The organism is Roseateles toxinivorans (assembly GCF_004362525.1).
Classification (GTDB): domain Bacteria; phylum Pseudomonadota; class Gammaproteobacteria; order Burkholderiales; family Burkholderiaceae_C; genus Paucibacter; species Paucibacter toxinivorans.
In genome coordinates, this window is record NZ_SNXS01000002.1 from 300359 (window position 1) to 321652 (window position 21294).

General features: G+C 67.2%; 18 protein-coding genes. 11 read left to right on the top strand and 7 right to left on the bottom strand.

Annotated elements, in window-relative coordinates; genetic code table 11:
- Positions 1-33 precede the first annotated feature (33 nt).
- From yidD to mnmE, 3 genes are all read left to right on the top strand, one after another.
- The gene (gene yidD / locus DES47_RS07065) at positions 34-324 is read left to right on the top strand and encodes a membrane protein insertion efficiency factor YidD (protein WP_208114963.1); all 291 of its coding nucleotides are present in this window, start codon (positions 34-36) and stop codon (positions 322-324) included.
- Positions 321-1988 carry a membrane protein insertase YidC gene (gene yidC / locus DES47_RS07070; RefSeq protein WP_133699979.1) on the top strand — a complete coding sequence of 556 codons (1668 nt, stop codon included), beginning with the start codon at positions 321-323 and terminating at the stop codon, positions 1986-1988. Before yidD ends, yidC begins: the two co-directional genes overlap by 4 nt.
- Before the next feature lie 81 nt (positions 1989-2069).
- The gene (mnmE, locus tag DES47_RS07075; protein ID WP_133699980.1) at positions 2070-3437 is read left to right on the top strand and encodes a tRNA uridine-5-carboxymethylaminomethyl(34) synthesis GTPase MnmE; all 1368 of its coding nucleotides are present in this window, start codon (positions 2070-2072) and stop codon (positions 3435-3437) included.
- A gap of 31 nt (positions 3438-3468) precedes the next feature.
- Here mnmE and DES47_RS07080 read toward each other — a convergent pair whose 3' ends face one another.
- The 7 genes from DES47_RS07080 to DES47_RS07110 form a co-directional block, all read right to left on the bottom strand.
- On the bottom strand, positions 3469-5112 hold the full coding sequence (locus tag DES47_RS07080; protein ID WP_133699981.1) for an ABC transporter ATP-binding protein: 1644 nt from the start codon (positions 5110-5112) through the stop codon (positions 3469-3471).
- Positions 5112-5981 carry an ABC transporter permease gene (locus DES47_RS07085; protein WP_133699982.1) on the bottom strand — a complete coding sequence of 290 codons (870 nt, stop codon included), beginning with the start codon at positions 5979-5981 and terminating at the stop codon, positions 5112-5114. Before DES47_RS07085 ends, DES47_RS07080 begins: the two co-directional genes overlap by 1 nt.
- A 16-nt stretch (positions 5982-5997) precedes the next feature.
- Positions 5998-6954, bottom strand: a complete 957-nt coding sequence (locus DES47_RS07090) for an ABC transporter permease (protein ID WP_133699983.1) — start codon at positions 6952-6954, stop codon at positions 5998-6000.
- 22 nt (positions 6955-6976) lie between these two features.
- The gene (locus DES47_RS07095) at positions 6977-8596 is read right to left on the bottom strand and encodes an ABC transporter substrate-binding protein (protein ID WP_133699984.1); all 1620 of its coding nucleotides are present in this window, start codon (positions 8594-8596) and stop codon (positions 6977-6979) included.
- A 50-nt stretch (positions 8597-8646) separates the two neighbouring features.
- The gene (locus DES47_RS07100) at positions 8647-9936 is read right to left on the bottom strand and encodes an NAD(P)/FAD-dependent oxidoreductase (RefSeq protein ID WP_133699985.1); all 1290 of its coding nucleotides are present in this window, start codon (positions 9934-9936) and stop codon (positions 8647-8649) included.
- A gap of 13 nt (positions 9937-9949) precedes the next feature.
- Positions 9950-10615 (bottom strand): haloacid dehalogenase type II, encoded by a 666-nt coding sequence (locus DES47_RS07105; protein ID WP_133699986.1) that lies wholly within the window; start codon positions 10613-10615, stop codon positions 9950-9952.
- Between the two features lie 188 nt (positions 10616-10803).
- A complete protein-coding gene (locus tag DES47_RS07110; RefSeq protein ID WP_243748202.1) occupies positions 10804-12291 on the bottom strand; it encodes an aldehyde dehydrogenase family protein in 1488 nt (495 codons plus the stop codon).
- Positions 12292-12571: 280 nt separating this feature from the next.
- Between DES47_RS07110 and DES47_RS07115 the strand changes: the two genes are divergently transcribed.
- The 8 genes from DES47_RS07115 (at position 12572) to DES47_RS07150 (ending at position 21275) form a co-directional block, all read left to right on the top strand.
- Positions 12572-13390, top strand: coding sequence for a GNAT family N-acetyltransferase (locus tag DES47_RS07115; RefSeq protein WP_133700771.1), 819 nt, complete (start codon positions 12572-12574; stop codon positions 13388-13390).
- Between the two features lie 6 nt (positions 13391-13396).
- Positions 13397-14326 (top strand): 2-hydroxyacid dehydrogenase, encoded by a 930-nt coding sequence (locus DES47_RS07120; protein ID WP_133699988.1) that lies wholly within the window; start codon positions 13397-13399, stop codon positions 14324-14326.
- A 202-nt stretch (positions 14327-14528) separates the two neighbouring features.
- Positions 14529-15035, top strand: coding sequence for a hypothetical protein (locus tag DES47_RS07125; RefSeq protein ID WP_133699989.1), 507 nt, complete (start codon positions 14529-14531; stop codon positions 15033-15035).
- A gap of 38 nt (positions 15036-15073) precedes the next feature.
- Positions 15074-15784: a DUF1828 domain-containing protein gene (locus DES47_RS07130; protein ID WP_166651890.1), complete on the top strand. Its 711-nt coding sequence runs from the start codon at positions 15074-15076 to the stop codon at positions 15782-15784.
- Positions 15785-16518: 734 nt separating this feature from the next.
- On the top strand, positions 16519-18831 hold the full coding sequence (locus tag DES47_RS07135) for a transglycosylase domain-containing protein (protein ID WP_208114927.1): 2313 nt from the start codon (positions 16519-16521) through the stop codon (positions 18829-18831).
- A 135-nt stretch (positions 18832-18966) separates the two neighbouring features.
- The gene (locus tag DES47_RS07140; RefSeq protein ID WP_133699992.1) at positions 18967-19614 is read left to right on the top strand and encodes a hypothetical protein; all 648 of its coding nucleotides are present in this window, start codon (positions 18967-18969) and stop codon (positions 19612-19614) included.
- Between the two features lie 22 nt (positions 19615-19636).
- On the top strand, positions 19637-20785 hold the full coding sequence (locus tag DES47_RS28950; RefSeq protein ID WP_208114928.1) for a hypothetical protein: 1149 nt from the start codon (positions 19637-19639) through the stop codon (positions 20783-20785).
- 52 nt (positions 20786-20837) lie between these two features.
- Positions 20838-21275 (top strand): YybH family protein, encoded by a 438-nt coding sequence (locus DES47_RS07150; RefSeq protein ID WP_133699993.1) that lies wholly within the window; start codon positions 20838-20840, stop codon positions 21273-21275.
- Positions 21276-21294 lie beyond the last annotated feature (19 nt).

The window sequence follows — 21294 nt, forward strand, 5'->3', positions numbered from 1 at the left end:
CTGCTTCTGCTGGCCATGAATGCCTCGCCCTCGATCGCCCAGCGCCTGTTGATGGGCGTGGTGCGTGGCTACCGCCTGCTGCTGAGCCCCTGGCTGGGCTCGAGCTGCCGGTTCTACCCGACCTGCTCGGCCTATGCGCTGGACGCATTGCAGCAGCATGGTGCGGCCGCTGGTAGCTATCTGACCGCCAGAAGAATTTTGCGTTGCCACCCATTTTGCGCCGGTGGGCATGATCCCGTGCCCGACAATCCGCCTGCCCTGTTCAGCCGCTTGGGCTGCGGGCCGACGCCTTCCCGAACCCCTTCTTCGAAATCTTCCCCATGACCGATATGCGCCGCACCCTGATGTGGGTGGTGTTCACGATGTCGCTCGTCCTGCTGTGGGACGCGTGGAACAAGCACAACGGGCAACCGTCGATGTTTGGCCCGACCCCGGCCAAGGTGGCAGCGGCCGGCTCGGCGCCGGGTGCTGCCGCGGCACTGCCTGGCGCTCTGCCAGCCTCAGGTGCTGCGGCCCTGGCCGCCGTGCCCGGCATGCCGGCCAGTGCACCGGTGGCGGCCGAGAAGGTCACCATCAGCACCGATGTGGTCAAGGCCACGCTGGACTCGCTGGGCGGCAGCCTGGTCCGCGTCGAGCTGCTCAAGCACATCGACGAGACCCACCCCAGCGGCCATGTCGTCGTGCTCGATGCCTCGGCCCAGCACATCTACAAGGCCGAAACCGGCCTGACCGGCGTGGCCGGCGCGCCCAACCACCTCAGCGCCATGACCCTGGTGCCCGGTGAGCGTGAACTGAAGGCCGGCGCCGATGCGGTGTCGGTGCGCTTCGAGTCCGCCGAGATGGCTGGCCTGAAGCTGGTCAAGACCTATACCTTCAAGCGCGGCGACTATGTTGTCGGCGTCAAGCACGAGGTCATCAACACCTCGGCCGTGCCGCTGGCCCCGCAGCTGTATGTGCAGCTGGTGCGTGATGGGTTTGTGGCCGCCAATGGCATCTTCATGGCGCCCAACAACTTCTCCGGCCCGGCGCTGTACACCGACAAGACCAAGTTCCACAAGATCGACTTCGCCGACATCGACAAGGGCAAGCTCGAGTACGAGCAGCGCGCCAACGACGGCTGGGTGGCGATGGTTCAGCATCACTTCGCCAGCGCCTGGCTGCGCACCGGGGCCGGTGACCGCGGCTTCCATGTCAACAGGGTGCCCAACACCACGCTGGCGCAATACGCCGTCGGCATGGTGTTCCCGCTGGGCCAGATCGAGCCGGAAAAGAGCGCCGTCGCCGAAGACCAGCTCTTCATCGGCCCGACCGAAGAAAACATGCTGGCCGCCATCGCCCCCGGCCTGGAGCTGGTGCGCGACTATGGCTACCTGACCATCCTGGCCAAGCCGCTGTTCTGGCTGCTGGACCAGCTGCACAAGCTGATCGGCAACTGGGGCTGGGCCATCGTCGCCCTGGTCGTGCTGCTGAAGATCGCCTTCTACTGGCTCAACGCCAGCGCCTATCGCTCGATGGCCAAGATGAAGTCCGTCAACCCCAAGGTGATGGAGATGCGCGAGCGGCTGAAAGACAAGCCGCAGCAGATGCAGCAGGAGATGATGCGCATCTACCGCGAGGAGAAGGTCAACCCGCTGGGCGGCTGCCTGCCGATCTTCGTGCAGATGCCCTTCTTCATCGCGCTGTACTCGGTGCTGCTGTCCAGCGTCGAGATGCGCCACGCACCCTGGCTGGGCTGGATTGTCGACCTCTCGGCCAAAGACCCGTATTTCATCCTGCCGGTGCTGATGACCTTGAGCAGCCTGTTCCAGGTCTGGCTGAACCCGAAGCCGCCGGATCCCATGCAGGCCAAGATGATGTGGATGATGCCGCTGATGTTCTCGGTGATGTTCTTCGTCTTCCCGGCCGGCCTGGTGCTGTACTGGCTGACCAACAACATCCTGTCGATCGCCCAGCAGTGGATGATCAACAAGCAGTTGGGCGTGCAGTAGCACTGCCCCTGCCCCGCACCAAACCCCGCGTATCGAAAGAACGCGGGGTTTTTTCATGTCCGCTTCGGTGAGAATCAAATCATGCTGTCACGCCACCTTGACCCCATCGTCGCCATTGCCACCGCGCCAGGCCGCGGCGCCGTCGGCATCGTCCGCGCCTCGGGCAAGGACCTGACCGCACTGGTGGACACCCTCTGCGGCCGCTCGCTGAAGGCCCGGGAAGCCACCTACCTGCCCTTTCTGGCCGCCGATGGCCAGGCCATAGACCAGGGCCTGGCCCTGCTGTTCCCGGCCCCGCATTCCTACACCGGCGAGACGGTGCTGGAGCTGCAGGCCCACGGTGGCCCGGTAGTGCTGCAGCTCTTGCTGGCCCGCTGCCTAGAGGTCGGCAATGGCCTGGGCCTGCGCCTGGCTGAGCCCGGCGAGTTCACGCAACGCGCCTTCATGAACGGCAAGCTGGACCTGGCCCAGGCCGAGGCCGTCAGCGACCTGATCGACGCCAGCACCGAGGCGGCGGCCCGCAGCGCCAGCCGCGCGCTGGGCGGCGCCATGTCGGCCGAGGTCGGTGAGCTGCGCGACGCGCTGATCAAGCTGCGCATGCTGGTCGAGGCGACCTTGGACTTCCCCGAGGAAGAGATCGACTTCCTGCAGCAGGCCGATGCGCTGGGGCAGCTCGCGCGCCTGATGTCCCGGCTCGACGCCGTGCTCGACCGCACCCGCCAGGGCGCCCTGCTGCGCGAGGGCATCAAGGTCGTGCTGGCCGGGCAACCGAACGTGGGCAAGAGCTCGCTGCTCAACGCGCTGGCCGGTGCCGAGCTGGCCATCGTCACCGCCATTCCCGGCACCACCCGCGACAAGGTCAGCCAGACGATACAGATCGAAGGCGTGCCCCTGCATGTGATCGACACCGCCGGCCTGCGCGACGCGCACGACGAGGTCGAGCGCATCGGCGTGGCGCGCAGCTGGGACGCCATCGCCGACGCCGACGTGATCCTGTTCCTGCGCGACCTGACGCGCATTGGCGAGGCGGCCTACGACGCTGATGACCAGGCGATCGCCCTGCGCATAGGCCAGGGCTCACGCGTGCTGCAGGTCTTCAACAAGGCCGATGCGGTGCCAGGTCTTGCCTTGCCCGATGGCGCCCTGAGCCTGTCGGCCAAGACCAGCGCCGGCATCGCCGATCTGCGCCAGCGTCTGCTGCAACAGGTCGGCTGGCACGCCACGCCCGAAGGCGTCTACATCGCCCGCCAGCGCCATGTCTCGGCGCTGCAGCGCACGCGGGAGCACCTGGATCTGGCTCAGGACATGGCCACCTTGCCGGTGCCCGCGCTGGATCTGCTGGCCGAGGAGCTGCGCCTGGCCCATGACGCCCTGGGCGAAATCACCGGCGCGTTCACGCCGGATGATTTGCTCGGAGAAATCTTCAGCCGCTTCTGTATAGGCAAATGACAGTACTTCCTAGACGATCTATCGGTAGCAGTTAGGCCGGAACGACCACCTGCTCATCCAACCACCCTCGCCGCAGCTCCGGCACCGAGCGGGCCAGCAGCTCGTAGTAGGGGTGGTGCGGGCCGCGTTCGTAGTCGGCGCGGGCCACCTGGGCGAGTTTGCGGCCGTGCTGCATGACGACGATTTCGTCGCAGACGGAGCGGACGGTGTGCAGGTCGTGGCTGATGAACAGATAGGACAGGCCCAGCTCGCGGCGCAGCTCGGCGATCAGGTCCAGCACGGCGGCGCCGACCACGGTGTCCAGTGCCGAGGTGACCTCGTCGCAGAGGATCAAGTCGGGCTCGGCAGCCAGCGCGCGGGCCAGGTTGACGCGCTGCTTCTGCCCACCGGACAGGCCGCCGGGCAGGCGCTGCGCGGCGCTTGACGGCAGCTTGACCAGGTCCAGCAGCTCGGCGATGCGCTTCTGCAGTGCCGCGCCGCTGAGGCCCTTGTAGAACTGCAGCGGTCGGGCCAGGATGCGCTCGATGCTGTGTGACGGGTTCAGCGCCGTGTCGGCCATCTGGAACACGATCTGCACCTTGCGCAGCTCGTCCTTGCTGCGCTGGGCCAGCGTGGGCGGCAGGGCCTTGCCGTTGAACAACATCTGGCCCTTGCTCGGCGCGATCAGGCCGGCGATGGCGCGTGCCAGGGTGGTCTTGCCCGAGCCCGACTCGCCGATCACGCCTATGGCCTGGCCGCGGTAGAGCTTCAGGTTGATGTCTTCCAATATCAGGATGGCCGGCTTGCCCTGCTTGTCGACAGCGCCATAGCCGGCCGACAGGTTCTTCACCTCCAGCAGCGGCTGGCTGCTGCCGGCCTCGGCCGAGCATTGGCCGCCCTCGCGCTCGCGCGGCCGCGCCGCGGCCAGCAGGCATTGGGTGTAGTCGTTGACCGGAGCGGTGATGATCTGCTCGGTGGCGCCCATCTCTCGCATCGTGCCGTCACGCAGCACCAGGATGTGGTCGGCCATCTGGGCCACGACGGCCAGGTCATGGCTGACGTAGACGGCGGTGGCACGCCGCTCGCGCACCACGCGGCGGAAGGCACGCAGCACCTCGATCTGGGTCGTCACGTCCAGCGCCGTGGTCGGCTCGTCCAAGATCACCAGATCGGGATCGCTGATCAGCGCCATCGCCGCCATCAGCCGCTGCAGCTGGCCTCCGGAGACCTGGTGGGGGTAGCGCGAGCCGATGTGGTCCGGGTCCGGCAGCGCCAGTTCGCGGAACAGCTCGACGGCCTTGACCTCGGCCTGCTCGCGCGGCAACAGCTTGTGTATCAGCGCGGGCTCGATGACCTGGTCCATGATGGTCCGCGAGGGGTTGAACGAGGCGGCGGCGCTCTGCGCGATATAGGCCACCGTGCGGCCGCGCAGCGCGCGCTGCTGCGGCTCGCTCAGCGCCAGCACATCGGTGTCGCCGATGGTGACGCTGCCGCCGGCGATGCGGCAGCCGTGCCGCGCATAGCCCATCAAGGCCAGGGCGGTGGTGGTCTTGCCCGAGCCGGACTCGCCGATCAGGGCCAGCACCTCGCCGGGGGCAATTGTGAAGTTCAGGTTGTCGACGATGGCCTGCTCGCCGCCGCCGTTGGCTTTGTCGACGACGATGCGCAGGCCGCGCACGGTGACCGGCGCGCCCATCAGTGCACCCCGCCTTCGCGGGCCGCGCGGCCCGGCAGATTGTCGATCAGCAGGTTCACCGCGATCGTCAGGCTGGCGATGGCCAGGGCCGGGGCGATGATGGCGGCGCCGCCGGTGGGCAGGGCGCCGATGTTCTCGCGCACCAGCGAACCCCAGTCGGCCGCCGGCGGCTGCACGCCCAGGCCCAGAAAGCTCAGCGAGGCCAGGAGCAGCACGACGTAGACGAAGCGCAGGCCCAGGTCGGCCAGCATCGGGTTGATGATGTTGGGCAGAATCTCCTGCAGCATGATGTACAGCCGGCCCTCGCCGCGCGTGCGGGCCACGACCACATAGTCCATCGCGTTGATGTTGACGGCCAGCGACCGCGCGATGCGGTAGGCGCCGGGCACGTAGATGATGGCTGCCGTCAAGACCAGCATGGGCAGCGAGGAGCCGAAGGCCGCCACCATGATCAGGGCCAGCATCTTCGACGGGATCGAGGTCAGCGTGTCGATGGCGCGGCTGAGGGTGCCGTCCAGCCAGGGTGCGCTGGAGGCTGCCAGCAGGGCCAGCACGGTGCCGGTGCTGCTGGCGGCCAGGGTGGCGATCAGGGCCACGCCCACCGTGTAGCGGGCGCCCTCGATCACGCGGGCCAGCATGTCGCGGCCCAGGTAGTCGGTGCCCAGCCAGTGCTGTGCGCTGATGCTGGCGAACACATCGCCGGCACCCATGTCGCTGCCGCCCTGGCCCATCAGGCTGGGGCCGATCAGGGCCGCCAGCATCCAGGCCAGCAGCACGGCCAGGCCGAGCAGGCCGGGCCAGCTCATCGAAGGCAGGCGTCGCCGCGCACGGGGTGCGGGCTCGGCTGCGGTGGGTGTCAGGGTGGACATGGATGGATGCCTTGATTCAGCGATGGCGAAGGCGGGGATTGGCGACGATGCTGCAGATGTCGGCCAGGGTGACCAGCAGCAGATAGACGGCGCAGAACAGCATCGCGCAGGTCTGCACCAGGGGCATGTCGCGCTGGCTGACCCCGTCCACCATCAGGCTGGCGATGCCGGGGTAGTTGAAGATGGTCTCGACGATGATCACGCCGCCCAGCAGATAGGACATCGACAGCGCCACCGCATTGGCGATGGGCCCGATCGCATTGGGCAACGCATGGGCCAGCACCATGCGCGTCGGCGAGGCGCCCTTGAGCCTGACCATCTCGATATAGGGCGCGCGCAGCTGGTCCACCACCGCTGCGCGGGTCATGCGCATCATCTGCGCCATCGTCACGCAACACAGGCTCAAGACCGGCATGGCGAAGGCGCGCAGCATCTGGCCGATCGAGTCGACACTGCTGCTGTACGACAGCGCCGGCAGCCAGCGCAGCTCCACCGCGAAGATCAGCACCGCCAGGGTGGCGACCAGAAACTCCGGCACCGAGACCACGGCCACCGCGCCCGAGCTGGCGATGCGGTCGAACCAGGAGCCGCGCCACATCGCCGAGGCAATGCCCAGCGCCAGCGCCAGCGGCACGGCAATGGCCGCGGTGATGGCCGCCAGCTTGACCGAGTTGGGCAGCCGGCTGGAGATCATGTCGGCCACCGGCATGTGCGTGACGACCGACAGCCCCGGGTTGCCCTTGACCATGCCCGACAGCCACTCCCAGTAGCGCTGATAGGCCGGCACGTTCAGGCCCATCTGCTCGCGCAGCGCCTTCAGCGATTCGGCCGTGGCCTCCTGGCCCAGCTGGGCCTGCGCCGCATCGCCGGGCAGCAGCGCCGTGATCGTGAACACGACTGCCGACACCACCAGCAGCGAGACCAGGGCCATCGCCAGCCGGTTGACGATGAGTCGCAGTATCAGCAGGTTCATGATGGCCTATGCCTATGTGCGTTCAGGCGTCGAGCCAGACGTGCTCGCCGAAGGAATAGCCCATCAGCCCGCCCAGCGGAATCGGCGCCAGGCCCTTGAGCTTGGTCGAGTGGCCGTCCAGGCTGGCCAGGAACAGCGGGATGCCGATGCCTGCCTCATGGTGGATCATGGTCTGCATATCGGCATACATCTGCTTGCGCTTGGCCAGATCGGTCTCGGCGCGGGCACCGATCAGCAACTGGTCGAACTTGTCGTTCTTCCAGCGCGACTCGTTCCAGGCCGCATCGGACTTGAACAGCAGCGTCAGCAGCGTGTCGGCGCTGGGGCGCGGGTTGATGTTGCCGAAGCCCACCGGGCTGTTGAGCCAGTGGTTGGCCCAGTAGCCATCAGCCGGCATGCGCTTGACGTCGAGGTTCAGGCCGACGCGCTGGGCCGCCTGCTGCAGCACCAGCGCCGTCTCGACCGAATACATCGCGGCCGGCGAGACCACCACCGGGATCGCCGCGCTGCTCAGATTCGCCTTCTTCAGATGGAACTTGGCCTTCTCGGGGTCATAGGGGCGCTGCGGCAGGCCGGCGAAGTGGAAGCGGTTGGTCGGGTCGATGGGCTGGTCGTTGGCGACCACGGCATGGCCCAGTGCAATCGACTTCTTCATCTGCTCACGGTCGAACAGATGCTTCATCGCCAGCACGAAGTCGGGGTTGGCGCCAGGGCCCATATCGCGGCGCATGATCAGGTCGGAGTACTGGCCCGACTGGGTGCTGAACACGGCATAGCCGGCCGCACCCTTGATGCGGTCCACCGAACGGGGGTTGACCGAAGCCACCAGGTCCAGGTCTCCCGACAGCAGCGCATTGACGCGGGCGCCCTCGTCGCCGATGCCGACGAACTCGATCTCGTCCAAATAGGGGCGACCGGGCCTCCAGTAGGCCTCGTTGCGCACCGCGATCGAGCGCACGCCGGGCTTGAATTCCTTCAGCTTGTAGGGCCCGGTGCCGATGCCGGTCGAGAAGTCCGTCGTGCCGTCCTTGACGATCAGGAAGTGGAAGGTGCCCAGAATCACCGGCAGGTCGGCGTTAGGGGCGCTCAGCGTGATCGTCACCTCGTTGGCGCCGCTGGCCTTGACGGTGTCGATCTGGTCGGCCAGCGCCTTGGCCTTCGATGCAGTGGCGGCGTCCTTGTGGCGCGAGATCGAGAACACCACGTCGGCCGGCGTCAGCGGCTTGCCGTCGTGGAACATCACGCCCTTGCGCAGCTTGAAGATCCAGGTCTTGGCGTCCTTGGTCGTGAACTCCTCGGCCAGCGAGGGCTGCGGCGTCAGGCTGCCGTCCAGCGAGGTCAGGCCGTTGTAGAGCATGGTGCCGCGCGAGTAGTCGGTCTGGTTCGACATCTTGGCCGGGTCCAGCGTGTCGGTGATCGCCGCGGTGGCGCCGGCCACGCGTATCTTGCCGCCGCGCTTCGGCGTCTGCGCATGGGCCGACAGCGCCGTGCCCGCCAGGCCGCCGGCCAGGCCGATCTGCATGCCCCCGGCCATCAGCATGGTGAGGATGTCGCGTCGCGTGGCGCCACGTTTCAGCGCATCCATCATGCGGGTGCTTTCCTGGGGACCGACTAGGTCTAGCAGTTGCTTGCTCTCGTTCATGCTTTTCTCCTGGACAGAGTGATGTACTACAAACAGTGGCGGTTGGCGACTCAGGACACCATGTCCTTGAGGCGGTAATAAAGCCCTACCGCGGGCAAAAACCAGGGCGGGCCGAGGTGGCCGGGTATGGCGGGCCAGGGCCGGTCGCGCCAGGGGTTGGCGGCGGCGTTGCCCAGCATCGTCTCGGCCATGCGCTCGCCCATATGCACCGACATCTGCGTGCCGTGCCCGCTGTAGCCCAGCGAGTAATAGAGCCCGTCGCGCTCGCCGGCATGGGGCAGGCGGTCCTGGCTCATATCGACCAGGCCGCCCCAGCAGTAATCGATCCGCACGTCGGCCAGTTGCGGAAAGATTTCAGCCAGGCCTCGCTTGAGGATCTCGCCGCTCTTCTGGTCCGATGTCGGGCTGGAGATCGCAAAGCGCGCACGGCCGCCGAACACCAGCCGGTGATCGGGTGTCATGCGGAAATAGTGGTGGATATTGGCCACCGTCACATAGGTGCGGCGCCCGGCCAGCAGCGCCTGGGCCCGCTCAGGCCCCAGCGGCTCGGTGACGACGATGAAGCTGCCGATGCCGACGATGCGCCGGCGCAGCCAGCCAAAGGTGCCGTAGCCGCCATGCAGGCTGGCGCCGGTGGCCAGCAGCACCTGCCTGGCGCGCACCGTGCCGCGCGGCGTGTGCACCAGGTGCTCGTGGCCCTGCCCTTGCCGCTGCAGCTTCAGCACCGGTGTGTTCAGGTGGATCTGCGCGCCGCTGCGCTGGGCCGCCTGGCCCAGGCCGGCGGCAAAGCGGCCCATATGCATCTGCGCGCTCTTCTTCTGCAGCAGGCCGCCAACGAAACGATCACTGGCCACCTCGTCGCGCACGCGGCTCGCATCCAGCAGCTCGACGTCCGGATCGACCTCGCGTGCCAGCCGCTCGCAGCTGCGGGCCAGGGCCTCGTAGTGCGCCGGCTTGGTGGCCAGCTTCAGCTTGCCGTTGCGCTGGAAGTCGCAGTCGATCTGCTCGTCCTGCACCAGCCGGGCGACGGTGTCCACCGCCGCATCGAACTCGCGGTACCAGGCCCGGGCCTTGTCGACGCCGTACTGGTCGGCCGCCGCGGCATAGTCCACCGCCAGGCCGTTGTTCACATGGCCGCCATTGCGCCCCGAGGCCTCCTTGGCGACGCGGTCGCAGGCCTCCAGCACTACTACCTGCGCACCGCGCTTGGCGAGGCTGCGCGCCGCCGACAGGCCGGTGAAGCCGCCGCCGACGATCACCACGTCGGCGCTGGCCGGCAGGTCTGCCGCGGCCGGCTGGAAGGCCGGCGCCGAATCGGTCCAGTAGGAGTCGAGCTTCATGGCGTGACGAGTGTCAGAGACCGACCACGCCGGCCAAGCCGCCGATGTCGGCGATCTCGACATAGTTGTAGGCCGGGTTGCCCGGGCCATGGCCGCGGTTCACGAAGACCTTGTTCTTGATGCCCAGATCGTCGGCCGACATCAGGTCGTAGCGCAGGCTGGACGACACATGCAGCAGGTCTTCGGGATTGGCGTTCAGCGAGTCCAGCATGTACTCGAAGGCCTTCAGCCGCGGCTTGTAGGCCTGGGCCTGCTGGGCGGTGTAGACGCGGTGGAAGGGCGCGCCGAGCAGGGCCACGTTCTTCTGGATCTGGTCGTCGGCGGCGTTGGACAGGATCACCAACGGAATCTCGTGAGCGATCTTCGACAGGCCCGCGGCCACGTCGGCGTGCGGCGTCCAGGTCGGCACGGCGTCGTAGTACTGCTGGGCCTCATGGTCGAAGTACTGGATGCCCCATTTCTTGCACAGACGGCGCACGGCGTTCTTCAGCACGTCCTGGTAGGGCTGCCAGTCACCGAGCACCTCGTCGAAGCGGTAGGCGCTGAAGTCGGCGATGAACTGGTTCATCTGCTCGGGCTTGATGCGGTCGGCATAAATGTCGCGCGTCATCTCGGTCATGCGAAAGCGCGTCAAGGTGCCGTAGCAGTCGAAGGTGATGTATTTGGGGCGGAAGGTCATGGGGTGTTTCCTCTGATCACTGGTGCAAAAACAGCCGGCTCACATTGCTTGTCATCAGGATTTCATTGAAGCATGTGAACAAAATAGAAATGCGGGGTATTGGCCGGGGGCGGCACACAAAACTGTGGTTTGGGCGGCCCGCCTCGGCATAGCCTGCGGCGCGCTCGTCGGGGGTGCGGCGGCGCACTTCATTGCGGCGCCGCGAAGTCGATCAGCACGCTTTTGAGGCGCAAATTGGCCTCAACCGCCTGGCGGCCCAGGTCCTTGCCGATGCCGGACTGGTGGTAGCCACCGGTCGGAATCACGAAGTCGGCCGAGCGCCCGTAGCGGTTGATCCACACTGTGCCGGCCGAGATCTGGCGCATCGCCCGCAGGGCACGGCCGATGTCCGCCGTGTGCACGCCGGCCGCCAGCCCGTAGTGCTCGTGGGCGGCCAGGGCCAGGCCTTCTTCCTCGGTGTCGAAGGTCTGCACCGTCAGCACCGGGCCGAAGATCTCTTCGACGACGGCGGGGTTGTCGGCGGCCACGTTGGCTATCAGGGTGGGCAGGTAATAGGCCCCGTCGCCGCAGATTGTGCTGCGCAGGCCGCCGCCCAGAATCTGCGCCCCGGCTTGATCGGCGCGCCGCACGATTGAATCGATGCGGCTTGCCTGCAACGCCGAGATGATGGGCGGCAGGGTCGCTGCCTCGTCCCAGGTGGCGCCTGGCCGCTGGGCGGCAAAGCGGGTCAGCAGGCCGTCGATCAGCGCCGGGGCGATGCCCTTCTGCACGATCAGCCGCGAGCCGGCCACGCAGACCTGGCCGGCATTGCCGGTGATGGCGCCGGCAATCAATCCGGTCAGCCGCTGCAGGTTGGGCGCATCGTCAAACACCAGCTGCGGGCTCTTGCCGCCCAGCTCAAGCGTCACCGGCTTGGGGCCGTGCAGCGCGCAGGCGGCCATGATGGCGGCTCCGGTGCGGGTGCTGCCGGTGAAGGTCATCTTGGCGATGCGCGGGTGGCGGCTCAGCGCGTCACCGGTGATGCGGCCGTCGCCCTGCACGATATTGAAGATGCCCGGTGGCACGCCGGCCTGAATGGCCAGCTCGGCCAGGCGCAGCGCCGAGAACGGCGTCAGCTCCGAGGGCTTCAACACCACCGCATTGCCGGCGGCCATGGCCGCGCCGACCTTCCACGACACCATCACCAGCGGAAAATTCCAGGGCGTGATCGCCCCCACCACGCCATAGGGCTCGCTGACCGTAAGCCCCAGGTTGTCGCTGCGCGTGGCCGCCACCTCGCCGCCCAGCTTGTCGGCATATTCGGCGAAGAAGCGCAGGCCCTCGGCGGTGAACGGCACGTCCCAGGCCAGCACATCCTTCAGCGGCCGGGTCGAACCCACCGCCTCCAGCGGGCCCAGCACCGCGCTGTCGGCCTCCACCAGATCGGCCCAGCGGCGCAGCACCCTGGCCCGCTCACGCGGCGGGCGGCCGGCCCAGTCGCTGCTGCGCCAGGCCGCCCAGGCGTTTTGCACCGCATGGTCCACCAGCTCGGCGTCGCCCAGCGGCAGCGCGGCATAGGCCCGGCCATCGGACGGGCGCAGCACGTCAAGCGCTTCGCCTGCGCCGCCGGCCAGCAGCTTGCCGCCAATGAAATGCCCGCTGGGCACGGAGATCAGATCGGGATCAAAAGTTTGCACGGGCCTGGCCTTTGCTTTTTTCCATGTCATTCGACACCGCAAATGCTAGGCAGGGTGGGGCGCAATAGGCTGGCGTTGGCGCCCGCCACAGCGCAGTAAATTGCGAGCTGCGGTGTGCGCACAGCCGAAGCTGCGGTATGGTCAAAACCAGCAAGATCGTCCTAGCGCGCGGCGGGTCAACTTGCAAACATCAAGCAAACACGGTCATCTGGAGAGTGTCTTGAGCTTCGTCGAACCCACTACTGCGCCCGCCTCGGCCGATGGTGTTGCCCTGCGTGCGATGCAAGAAAGCGACCTGGAGGCCGCGCACGCGCTGTCGCTGCAGGTGCACTGGCCGCACCGGCTGGCCGATTGGCAGTTCGCCTTCTCGCTGGGCAGCGGCCTGGTGGCCGAGCGCGATGGCGAGGTCGTCGGCACCACCCTGATCTGGCCCTGGGGCCCCACACAGGCCACCGTGGGCCTGGTGATCGTCGACCCGCGCTGCCAGGGCCGGCGCATCGGCTACCGGCTGATGCAGGCCGCGCTCGAAAGCCTGGGCGAGCGCAGCGTGCTGCTGCACGCCACCGCCGATGGCCGCGGCCTCTACGAGCGCCTGGGCTTTGTGCGCAGCGGCGAGGTGCGCCAGCACCAGGGCACGGCGCTGTCGGCGCCGCTGGTCGCGCTGGACGAAGGCTGGCGCCTGCGCCCCTCCGACCACAACGATGTGTTCGCCCTCTGCCAGCTCGACGCCAAGGCCCGCGGCATGCCCCGCGAAGGTCTGATCACCGGCCTGCTGGCCCAGTCCGATACCGTGGTGCTCGACCATGACGGCGATGCCCGCGGCTTCGCGATGCTGCGCCGCTTCGGTCGCGGCCTGCAGATCGGCCCCGTCGTCGCCCCCGACGCCGAAGGCGCCAAGGCCCTGATCGCCCACCTGGTGGGCCTGAGCGCCGGCAAGTTCGTGCGCATCGATGTCGACTTCGACGGCGGCCTGACCGAATGGCTGGAGACGCTGGGCCTCTTGCGCGTCGACGCGCCCACCGAGATGGTGCGCGGCACGCCGCTGGCCACCGTGCCCGGCACGCGAGGGTTCGCCATCGCCACCCAGGCGCTGGGCTGAGCCTGCATGGCCAGCTTCGTCTACAAGTCCGACCCGGTGCGCGGCCGCGTCTGGGCCGAGATCTTCGCCCGCCAGGCGCCGCAACTCGACTTCCGCATCTGGCCCGATATCGGCGACCCGGCCGCAGTGCGCTTCCTCGCCGCCTGGGAGCCGCCGCCCGATATCCGCGGCCTGTTCCAGAATCTGGAGGTGCTGTTCTCCTCCGGCGCTGGCGTCGACCAGTTCAAGTTCGACGAGTTGCCCTCCGACCTGCCCGTGGTCCGCATGGTCGAGCCCGGCATCATCGGCGGCATGGTCGAGTACGTCAGCTGGGCCGTGTTGAGCCTGCACCGCGACATGCCCCAGTACCAGAGCCAACAGCGCGAAGGCCTGTGGAAAACGATTCAGGTGCAGCCCGCCGCCAAGCGCCGCATCGGCGTGCTGGGCCTGGGCTCGCTGGGCCAGGCGGTGCTGGGGCAACTGCGCGGCTTTGGTTTTGATTGCGCGGGGTGGAGCCGGTCACGGCATCAGCTCGAGGGCGTGCAGTGCTTTGCTGGCGCGGACGAGCTGCCGGCGTTTCTGGCCCGCACGCAAATCCTCATCTGCCTGCTGCCGCTGACCGATGCGACGCGGGGGTTTCTGAATGCGGGGCTGTTTGCTGCGCTGCCTGCGGGCGCAAGCCTCGTGCATGTCGGGCGTGGCCCGCATCTGGTCGAGGCCGATCTGCTGGCTGCGCTTGAAACCGGGCAGCTGGCCCAGGCGATCCTCGATGTCACCGACCCCGAGCCCCTGCCCACCGATCACCCCTTCTGGCGCCACCCGAAGATCTGGCTCACGCCTCACATCGCCAGCATGACGCAGCCGGAGACGGCGGCGGAGGTGGTGTTGGAGAACATTCGGCGGTTTGAGGTGGGGGAGGGGATGACGGGGCGGGTGGATCGGGGGTTGGGGTACTGAGGGTGGTTTGGCTGTACGTGTCTCGGCCATGAACTGTCTAAGTTCTGCAGGAACTGGTTCACCCACCGGTCGAGGAGCCAAAGACCGCCAGTAGCAGCAAGCACGTAGCGAGACCTCGCACGCTGGACTTTACGCTTAGGAGAGATGGGTACGTGACCTATGCGTCTACGGCGTTACGATGTCGCCGGGGAGGGACTCCGGATTGATAACAGTCGCCAACGCGCATAAGGTCCTCGGACGAAAGAAGCAACTGGTTGCGCCGATGGGCTGGGCGAAGAAGCTCAACCACACGGAACCGGTTTGGTACGAGTACCGCTCAGCACTTGAGTTTGAGGACGACCCGACCGAGACGCCAGAGGGGCTGCTCATCGTGTGCCAATGGAAGCGCAAGGATGGCCCCAAGCCGGAGAACTGGACCTTCGGCCTACTGTATGGTGGTGAGCGCATCTACGCCATCGATGTTCAGCCGCTCATGCATCACACGAACAAAGTAGGCAAAGGTCGCCCCTTCTATCTTCAGCGCATCCGCGGTAATCACGAGCACACTTGGTCAGAAGAAGGGTATGGTTACGCTGAGCCGTTCATGCTGATTCCGGTCGACGGACCCGCAGCATGGAAGGACTTCCTAGACCGAGCCGGGATCGCCGACGCCCCATTTGTACACCCTGACAAGGCCATCAACGACGGACAGCAAGAGTTGGCTTTATGAACTGCCAGTCCCTACTCTCCAACATCGGTTTCGAGTGCATGAGCCTCGACGCCGAAACCTTACGCATTTGGTCGCCGTTCTCCTATGGTGCCGACGGCGAGCATGTCGGTGTCTATGTCGAGAAGCGCGGCAGTCGCGTATATGTGACGGACAACGCCGAGGCGCTGATGCATGCTTCAGCGATGGGCATCAAGATCACGGATCGACGCGTGGACGCCGTGCGTCGTGCGGCAAGCGCTGTAAACATTTCACGCAGCGGTGTTATCTCTACGACCGTGGACGGCTCTCAGATGCATGAAGGTGTCGTGGCGGTACTCAATGCTGCTCTGGCAGTCGGCCACTTCGAGACTGCGTGGGCGCCTCGTGTGCGTGCCGAATCGTTCACGAAAGTTGTCGGAGACATACTTGAGACGGAGCTGCGCGAACGGTTGCTGCGCGATGTGCAGGTGACTGGTGCCAGCGGTCATCAACTCGAACTTCCATTTGCCATACAGGGCAAGGTAGAACTGATCTACTTGCAGCCTGTCGCCGCAGAGGACGACCGAGTGAACTGGACTAACGTATATTCAGGTTTCGGCAAGATGACCGATCTGAAGAATGCCGGTGCTGAGAGCGGTACCCGCGTGGTTGTATTGGAAGACGCACCGGGCGACCCTGAGATGTCAAAGGCGGTGTCTCTTCTGGCTATGTCGGCCACCGTCGTGCAGTTTCCCAAGCTGCGCCAGTGGGTGCAGCGGCATGCAGCTTAGCGCAACCAAATTCGGGCGGCAAAGTTTGCATTTGGCGCAGAGCCTGGGCTGAACTGCACCGCGTCTTTCTCAACTTGCATGCCCCCGGCGCTTCTAGCAGGCCCAGCCCCGCCAGCCGACGGGCGCCTGTGCGGGGCTGAGGAGCGCAGCGGCTTGGGCCAGCACGCGCCAGCGTGCGGATCGATGGACTGATTGGGCGCGATTGTCCGAGGTGAGTGAGCGCAGCGAACGGTCCGAGTTTTGCGCCCGGCCCAAGTTGCGAGCACCGCAAGGCAGTCGCCCTGCAAGGGCGACCCCCGCACTGAAGCCCGGCGGCTGGCGGGGCTGGGCCTGCCGCCACCTTGCCGCGGCTCAGCCCTCCAGTCGCTCCGCCACAACGATCACCTACTCCACCGGCACCCGGTAGCCCAGTCCATCACACCGCGGCGCAGCGGCGAGCAAAGGCCTCGCCTTGACCGAGGCCGAAGAACAGGGGGGCGGCCAGCCGGTCAAACCCGTCAATGAGAAGTTGCTGAGCGTGACACGCTTCCAGCGGTGTACCAGCGGCCAACGACCCGCCATCCGCAACTCAAACCGCCCGCTTGCTGCCCCCGCCGTCGGCGCTTTCCTACGCCGAATGGCGCGCCCATCCCACCTGCGGCACCGGCTGGGGGGCCTACGCTCGATCAAGGTGTCGGAACGGCCGGTCATGGCGACATTGCATTGACTTCCCGATGGCGATCGACGTGAGCCCGATGGACAACCCCTCCCATAGCGACATGATCAACAAGGCGGAGCCCCTGCTACGCCGGGTCAACTCGCGTGCCGTGGTTCGCCTCACGCTGTGGGGCGTCGCCGCGGTGGCCCTGATGCTTATGCTGGCTGCGGGCGTCTACTTCGCGATGCTGCTGAAGTCTGCGCCCAGCGCCAATGAGTTGAAGCGGGCCGAAGCGGCGCGGGCGAGTGTGTTGCTGACGGTCGATGGCCAGCCGCTGGCCAGCTTCAGCCGTGTGCAGCAAGAGCATGTGACGCTGGACCAGATGTCGCCGCACCTGCTGAGCGCGCTGGTGGCGACCGAGGACGCCCGCTTCTACGAGCACCATGGCATCGACCTTTGGCGCACCGCGGCGGCGCTGTTGCGAACCGCGCAGGGCAGGGTCGAAGGCGGCTCGACGATCACGCAGCAGCTGGCGCGCAAGCTGTTTCCGGACGAAATCGGGCGTGAGCGCAATATCGAACGCAAGCTCAAGGAGATGATCGTCGCGGTGCGGCTGGAGCGCAACTTCAGCAAGCCGCAGATCCTCGAGGCGTATCTGAACAATGCCGACTTTCTCTACAACGTCGTCGGCATCGAGATGGCGGCGCGCACCTACTGCGACAAGTCGGCGGCCGAGCTTGACCTGCTGGAGAGTGCCACGCTTGTGGGCATGCTCAAGGGCACGGCCTACTACAACCCGGTGCTGCACCCGACCCGCTCGAAACAGCGTCGCAACCTGGTGCTGGCGCAGATGGTCAGGCGCGGCATGCTGCCGGTGGCCGACTACCGGCGCCTTGCCGAGGAGCCGCTGCGCATCTCGCTGAACCGGCAGACCGACAAGACCGATGCGGCGCCGCATTTCGTCGCCCAGGTGCGCAAGTGGCTGGTCGACTGGGCGGCCCTCCACAACTACAACCTCTACACGGACGGGCTGGTAGTGCACACCACGCTCGACGCACGGCTGCAGGAAGCCGCCACCCGCGCCGTCGAGCGCCAGGCGGACGCGCTGCAGGCGGTGGCCGATGTGGAATGGGCGCAGGCCGGTGCCCGGGTCGTCGCGACCACGCCCGATGCCTATGTCGCGGCCCAGCGCAAGGTGGCGCCGTTCGCCCACCTGTGGAAGTCCAGGCCCGAGCTGCTGAGCACCTTCGCCCGCGAGACGCCCGAGTACCGCGATGCCGCCGCAGCGGCGCCGGGCGACGACGGCCCGGTGCTGAACCGGCTGCTGGCCGACAGCGCCTTTCTGGACCGCTTGAAGCGCGGCAAGACCCGCCTGGAGGCCGGCTTCCTGGCGGTTGACCCGAGCACCGGCGAGGTCAAGGCCTGGGTGGGCAGTCGCGACTTCGATGTCGACCAGTACGACCATGTGTCGCAGGCCTCGCGTCAGCCGGGCTCCACCTTCAAGGCCTTCGTCTACGGCGCGGCGCTGGAAAGCGGCATCAGCCCCGACCGCATCTACCAGGACGCAGCGGTCGAATACGCGCTGAGCGATGGCAAGGTGTGGCGCCCGACCGATATGCAAGGCGCCACCAACGAACCGATGACGCTGCGTGACGGGTTGGTGTATTCGAAGAACACCATCACCGTGCAGGTATCGCAGAAGGTGGGCGTTGCCCGCGTGGCGGCGCTGGCCAGGGCGATGGGGGTCGAGCTGAGCCCCCTGGACGCTGTGCCGTCGCTGGCCCTGGGCACCAGCCCGGTGACGCTGGCCGAGATGGTCAACGCCTATGCCACCATCGCCCACCAGGGCGAGCGCGTGCAGCCAGTCCTCGTCAAGCGCATCACCGACCGCCACGGCGTGGTGGTGGCCGAACCGGTGGCCCTCAGGCGCAGGGCGATGGCGGAGGGCAACGCGATCGAGCTGCTGGACATGATGCGCGGCGTGATCGCGCGCGGCACCGGTACCGCGGTGCGCACCCGCTTCGGCATCGTCGGCGACGTGGCCGGCAAGACGGGTACGACACAGCGCAACAACGACGGCTGGTTCATCCTGATGCACCCCCACCTGGTGGCAGGCGCCTGGGTCGGCTTCAATGATGCGCGGGTGGCCATGCGCAGCAGCTACTGGGGCCAGGGCGGCCACAACGCCGTGCTGCTGGTGGGCGACTTCTTTCGCGAGGGCATCAAGGGCGGGTGGCTTGATGGCAAGGCGGTCTTTCCGCCGTCACGCCGGCCGCCGCCCGTGCGTGTCGACCTGGCGGCACTCTCCGCTGCCGAGGAAAGCGCTGACGACGCAATGGACGAGGCAGGCGCCGCGCGCGCCGAGACCCCGCCAGAGCCCGCCTCGGCGCCGGCCGATGCCCCGCGCTGAGCGGTGGTCGGCCACTGCTTGAGGCAGATCATCACCCCGACATGCTCGCCGAGACCTGCGCAAGACGCGCAGCACCCATACTGGACACTTGTCGAGCCATTGCCACCATCAAGCCGCCACCGTATGCGCCCGTCCGTGATTGCCCTGTTGTGCGGCCTTGCCGTCGCTGCGGCATTGCTCGTCTGGCGAGGCGGGGGCGATCCTCCCCAGGAGGCGGCACCTGCTGCAGTGGCGCCGGCGGTCACCGACACGCCGCTGGTGAGCCCGCAGCCGCTTCAAGGGCCGGCGCCAACCGTGCAGACGCCCAACGCCGCGTCCGCCGCGGCCACTGCGGCTGTGCCCGCGGCGATGATCAAGCCCCCCCCGCGGCCGACGAACCAGGCAGGCCCTGCGCGCTCGGCGTTCGCCCTGTCCAGCGATCACCAGACCTTGATCCACGAAACCGTGCTTGCCGCCGCCGACCATGAACGGCTGGAGCAGGAGCCGCGCGACGATGCCTGGGCGACCGAGGCCGAGCGGCAGATACGCCAGGCGCTGGCCCGCCATGCCAGAACCGGTGACTTCGATGTGGTCGCCGTTGACTGCCGCCAGACCCTGTGTGCGATCCAGGCCTTCAGCTATGGCGAGAACGGCCATCGCGAATGGGTCAAGGCCGTGGACGAGCTGTACAAGGAGACGCTCGCCGATCTGTTCGACTCGGTCAACACCGCCTTCCCGACTCGGGGCAGCCGCTCGCCGGTGCTGACCTTTCTGCACCGCAAGCCGGTGGCGGCCAGGCCCTGAGCGTGGATACGGAGGTCGACGCATGAACAGGGTCTCAAGCATCCGCCTTCAAGCCGGCAGGCTCCGCCGGGCGCTGCCCATCGCGGCGGTCGTGGCCTGCGCCGCCCTGTGCGCGCAGCCGTTGCTCGCGCAGCCCAAAGAGGCGCTGCCGCAGGTCACCGTCACCGGCACGTCCAGCGAGCCGGTGGAAAAGTCCTATCGAAAGATGGTCCGGGGCATGGACTATTTCGAGCGGGCCCGGGCGGCCCTCGCGCCCGATGCCTCGCTGCGTTTCAAGCTGCTGCCGCGAAAGCCGGGCACCGATGTGGATCACATCATCCTGGAGCTCATAGCGACCACGTTCGACTACCGGGTGCCCGTCGCCGCCGATCACACCTTCGTGCTGACGCGCGACCCCAAGGCCCTGCAGGAAGACGCCGTCGTCTCGCCCAATCGCAAGCGGCTGACCATGACCTGGCGCACCGAGATCCGCACCCCGGGGCTGCCACCCGACACCCGGCGGCTGGGCGACCTGCGCCTGGAATGCCTGGTCGGTCTGGAGTCCGGCCTGATATCCAACCTCAGCCTCGTCGCCCGGCTCGCCGACCTGTTCACCGACAGCAAGAGCTATTGCGGGCGCAAGGCCGCGAGGTATCTGTACTTCGCCGAACGGCCCCTGTTCAGCGTCACGCTGGTGGCAGGTGCACGCCGGGAGGTGCTGCCCACTGACCGGCTGTATGCCGCGGCCAGCGACGATCCGGACTTCAAGTCCGACCTGCCCTTTTGCGATTGCGAGGTGCTGGTCGACCGCACCTATTTTCTGCCGCTGGGCGACCCGAGCTGGCCGGACGACACGCGGGTCGAGTTCGAGTACATGGACGACAGCCCCGGCGGGCCCGAGCCATCGCCGGACGGCCCCGGACCGGTGCGAACGCCAGCCGGCCAGGCCCTCACGCCGCAGGCGGCGATGGAGTTGATTGCCATCGGCAAGAGCGGCAAGGCCGAGGTCGCCGCCGCGCTCGGCAGCAAGGCCATCGTCATACCGTTCGACAGCGGCTACGAGGTCTGGGTCTATCGATGGCCGGGCCCGGACAAGACCACCCGCGCCGCCACCGAGCTGGTGCTGCTGTTCGAGCCCTCCGGCCTGGTGAAGAAGCTGCGGCTGCGGCCGGGCTATGCCACGGTCAGGTAGCCCATGCCGGATGGTTATGCTGTGCTGCCCGCCCCAACGTTGGAGAGACTTGATGAGCGAACTGGACAAGGACATTGCGCGGATTCTTGGCGTCTATGAATCTGCGGTGTTCAAGAAGGATGTCGAGGCGCTGATGCGGCTCTATGACCCGGAGGTCCGAGTCTTCGATGCCTGGGGCGTCTGGTCCTACGAGGGCGCCGAGGCATGGCAGCGCACGGTGGAGGGCTGGTTCACCTCGCTGGGAACCGAGCGGGTCAAGGTCAGCTTTGCCGATGTGCAGGCCTTTACCGGCAAGGACATGGCCTCGGTGAGCGCCATCGTCACCTACGCCGGCGTCTCGGCCGAGGGCCAGCCGCTGCGCGCGATGCAGAACCGCATCAGCTGGGTGCTGCGCACGACAGGGCATGTGCCCCGGATAGTGCATGAGCACACCTCGGCGCCGATAGGCTTCGAGGACTCGAAGGCGATACTCGTGCGTGACAAGGCCTGACCGGGGCGCAGCAGAATCT

Coding starts and splice junctions, on each gene's coding strand:
- yidC (WP_133699979.1), top strand. CDS start 321: ATGACCGATATGCGCCGCACCCTGATGTGGGTGGTGTTCACGATGTCG.
- mnmE (WP_133699980.1), top strand. CDS start 2,070: ATGCTGTCACGCCACCTTGACCCCATCGTCGCCATTGCCACCGCGCCA.
- DES47_RS07080 (WP_133699981.1), bottom strand. CDS start 5,112: ATGGGCGCGCCGGTCACCGTGCGCGGCCTGCGCATCGTCGTCGACAAA.
- DES47_RS07085 (WP_133699982.1), bottom strand. CDS start 5,981: ATGTCCACCCTGACACCCACCGCAGCCGAGCCCGCACCCCGTGCGCGG.
- DES47_RS07090 (WP_133699983.1), bottom strand. CDS start 6,954: ATGAACCTGCTGATACTGCGACTCATCGTCAACCGGCTGGCGATGGCC.
- DES47_RS07095 (WP_133699984.1), bottom strand. CDS start 8,596: ATGAACGAGAGCAAGCAACTGCTAGACCTAGTCGGTCCCCAGGAAAGC.
- DES47_RS07100 (WP_133699985.1), bottom strand. CDS start 9,936: ATGAAGCTCGACTCCTACTGGACCGATTCGGCGCCGGCCTTCCAGCCG.
- DES47_RS07105 (WP_133699986.1), bottom strand. CDS start 10,615: ATGACCTTCCGCCCCAAATACATCACCTTCGACTGCTACGGCACCTTG.
- DES47_RS07115 (WP_133700771.1), top strand. CDS start 12,572: ATGCAAGAAAGCGACCTGGAGGCCGCGCACGCGCTGTCGCTGCAGGTG.
- DES47_RS07120 (WP_133699988.1), top strand. CDS start 13,397: ATGGCCAGCTTCGTCTACAAGTCCGACCCGGTGCGCGGCCGCGTCTGG.
- DES47_RS07130 (WP_166651890.1), top strand. CDS start 15,074: ATGAGCCTCGACGCCGAAACCTTACGCATTTGGTCGCCGTTCTCCTAT.
- DES47_RS07135 (WP_208114927.1), top strand. CDS start 16,519: ATGGACAACCCCTCCCATAGCGACATGATCAACAAGGCGGAGCCCCTG.
- DES47_RS28950 (WP_208114928.1), top strand. CDS start 19,637: ATGAACAGGGTCTCAAGCATCCGCCTTCAAGCCGGCAGGCTCCGCCGG.
- DES47_RS07150 (WP_133699993.1), top strand. CDS start 20,838: ATGAGCGAACTGGACAAGGACATTGCGCGGATTCTTGGCGTCTATGAA.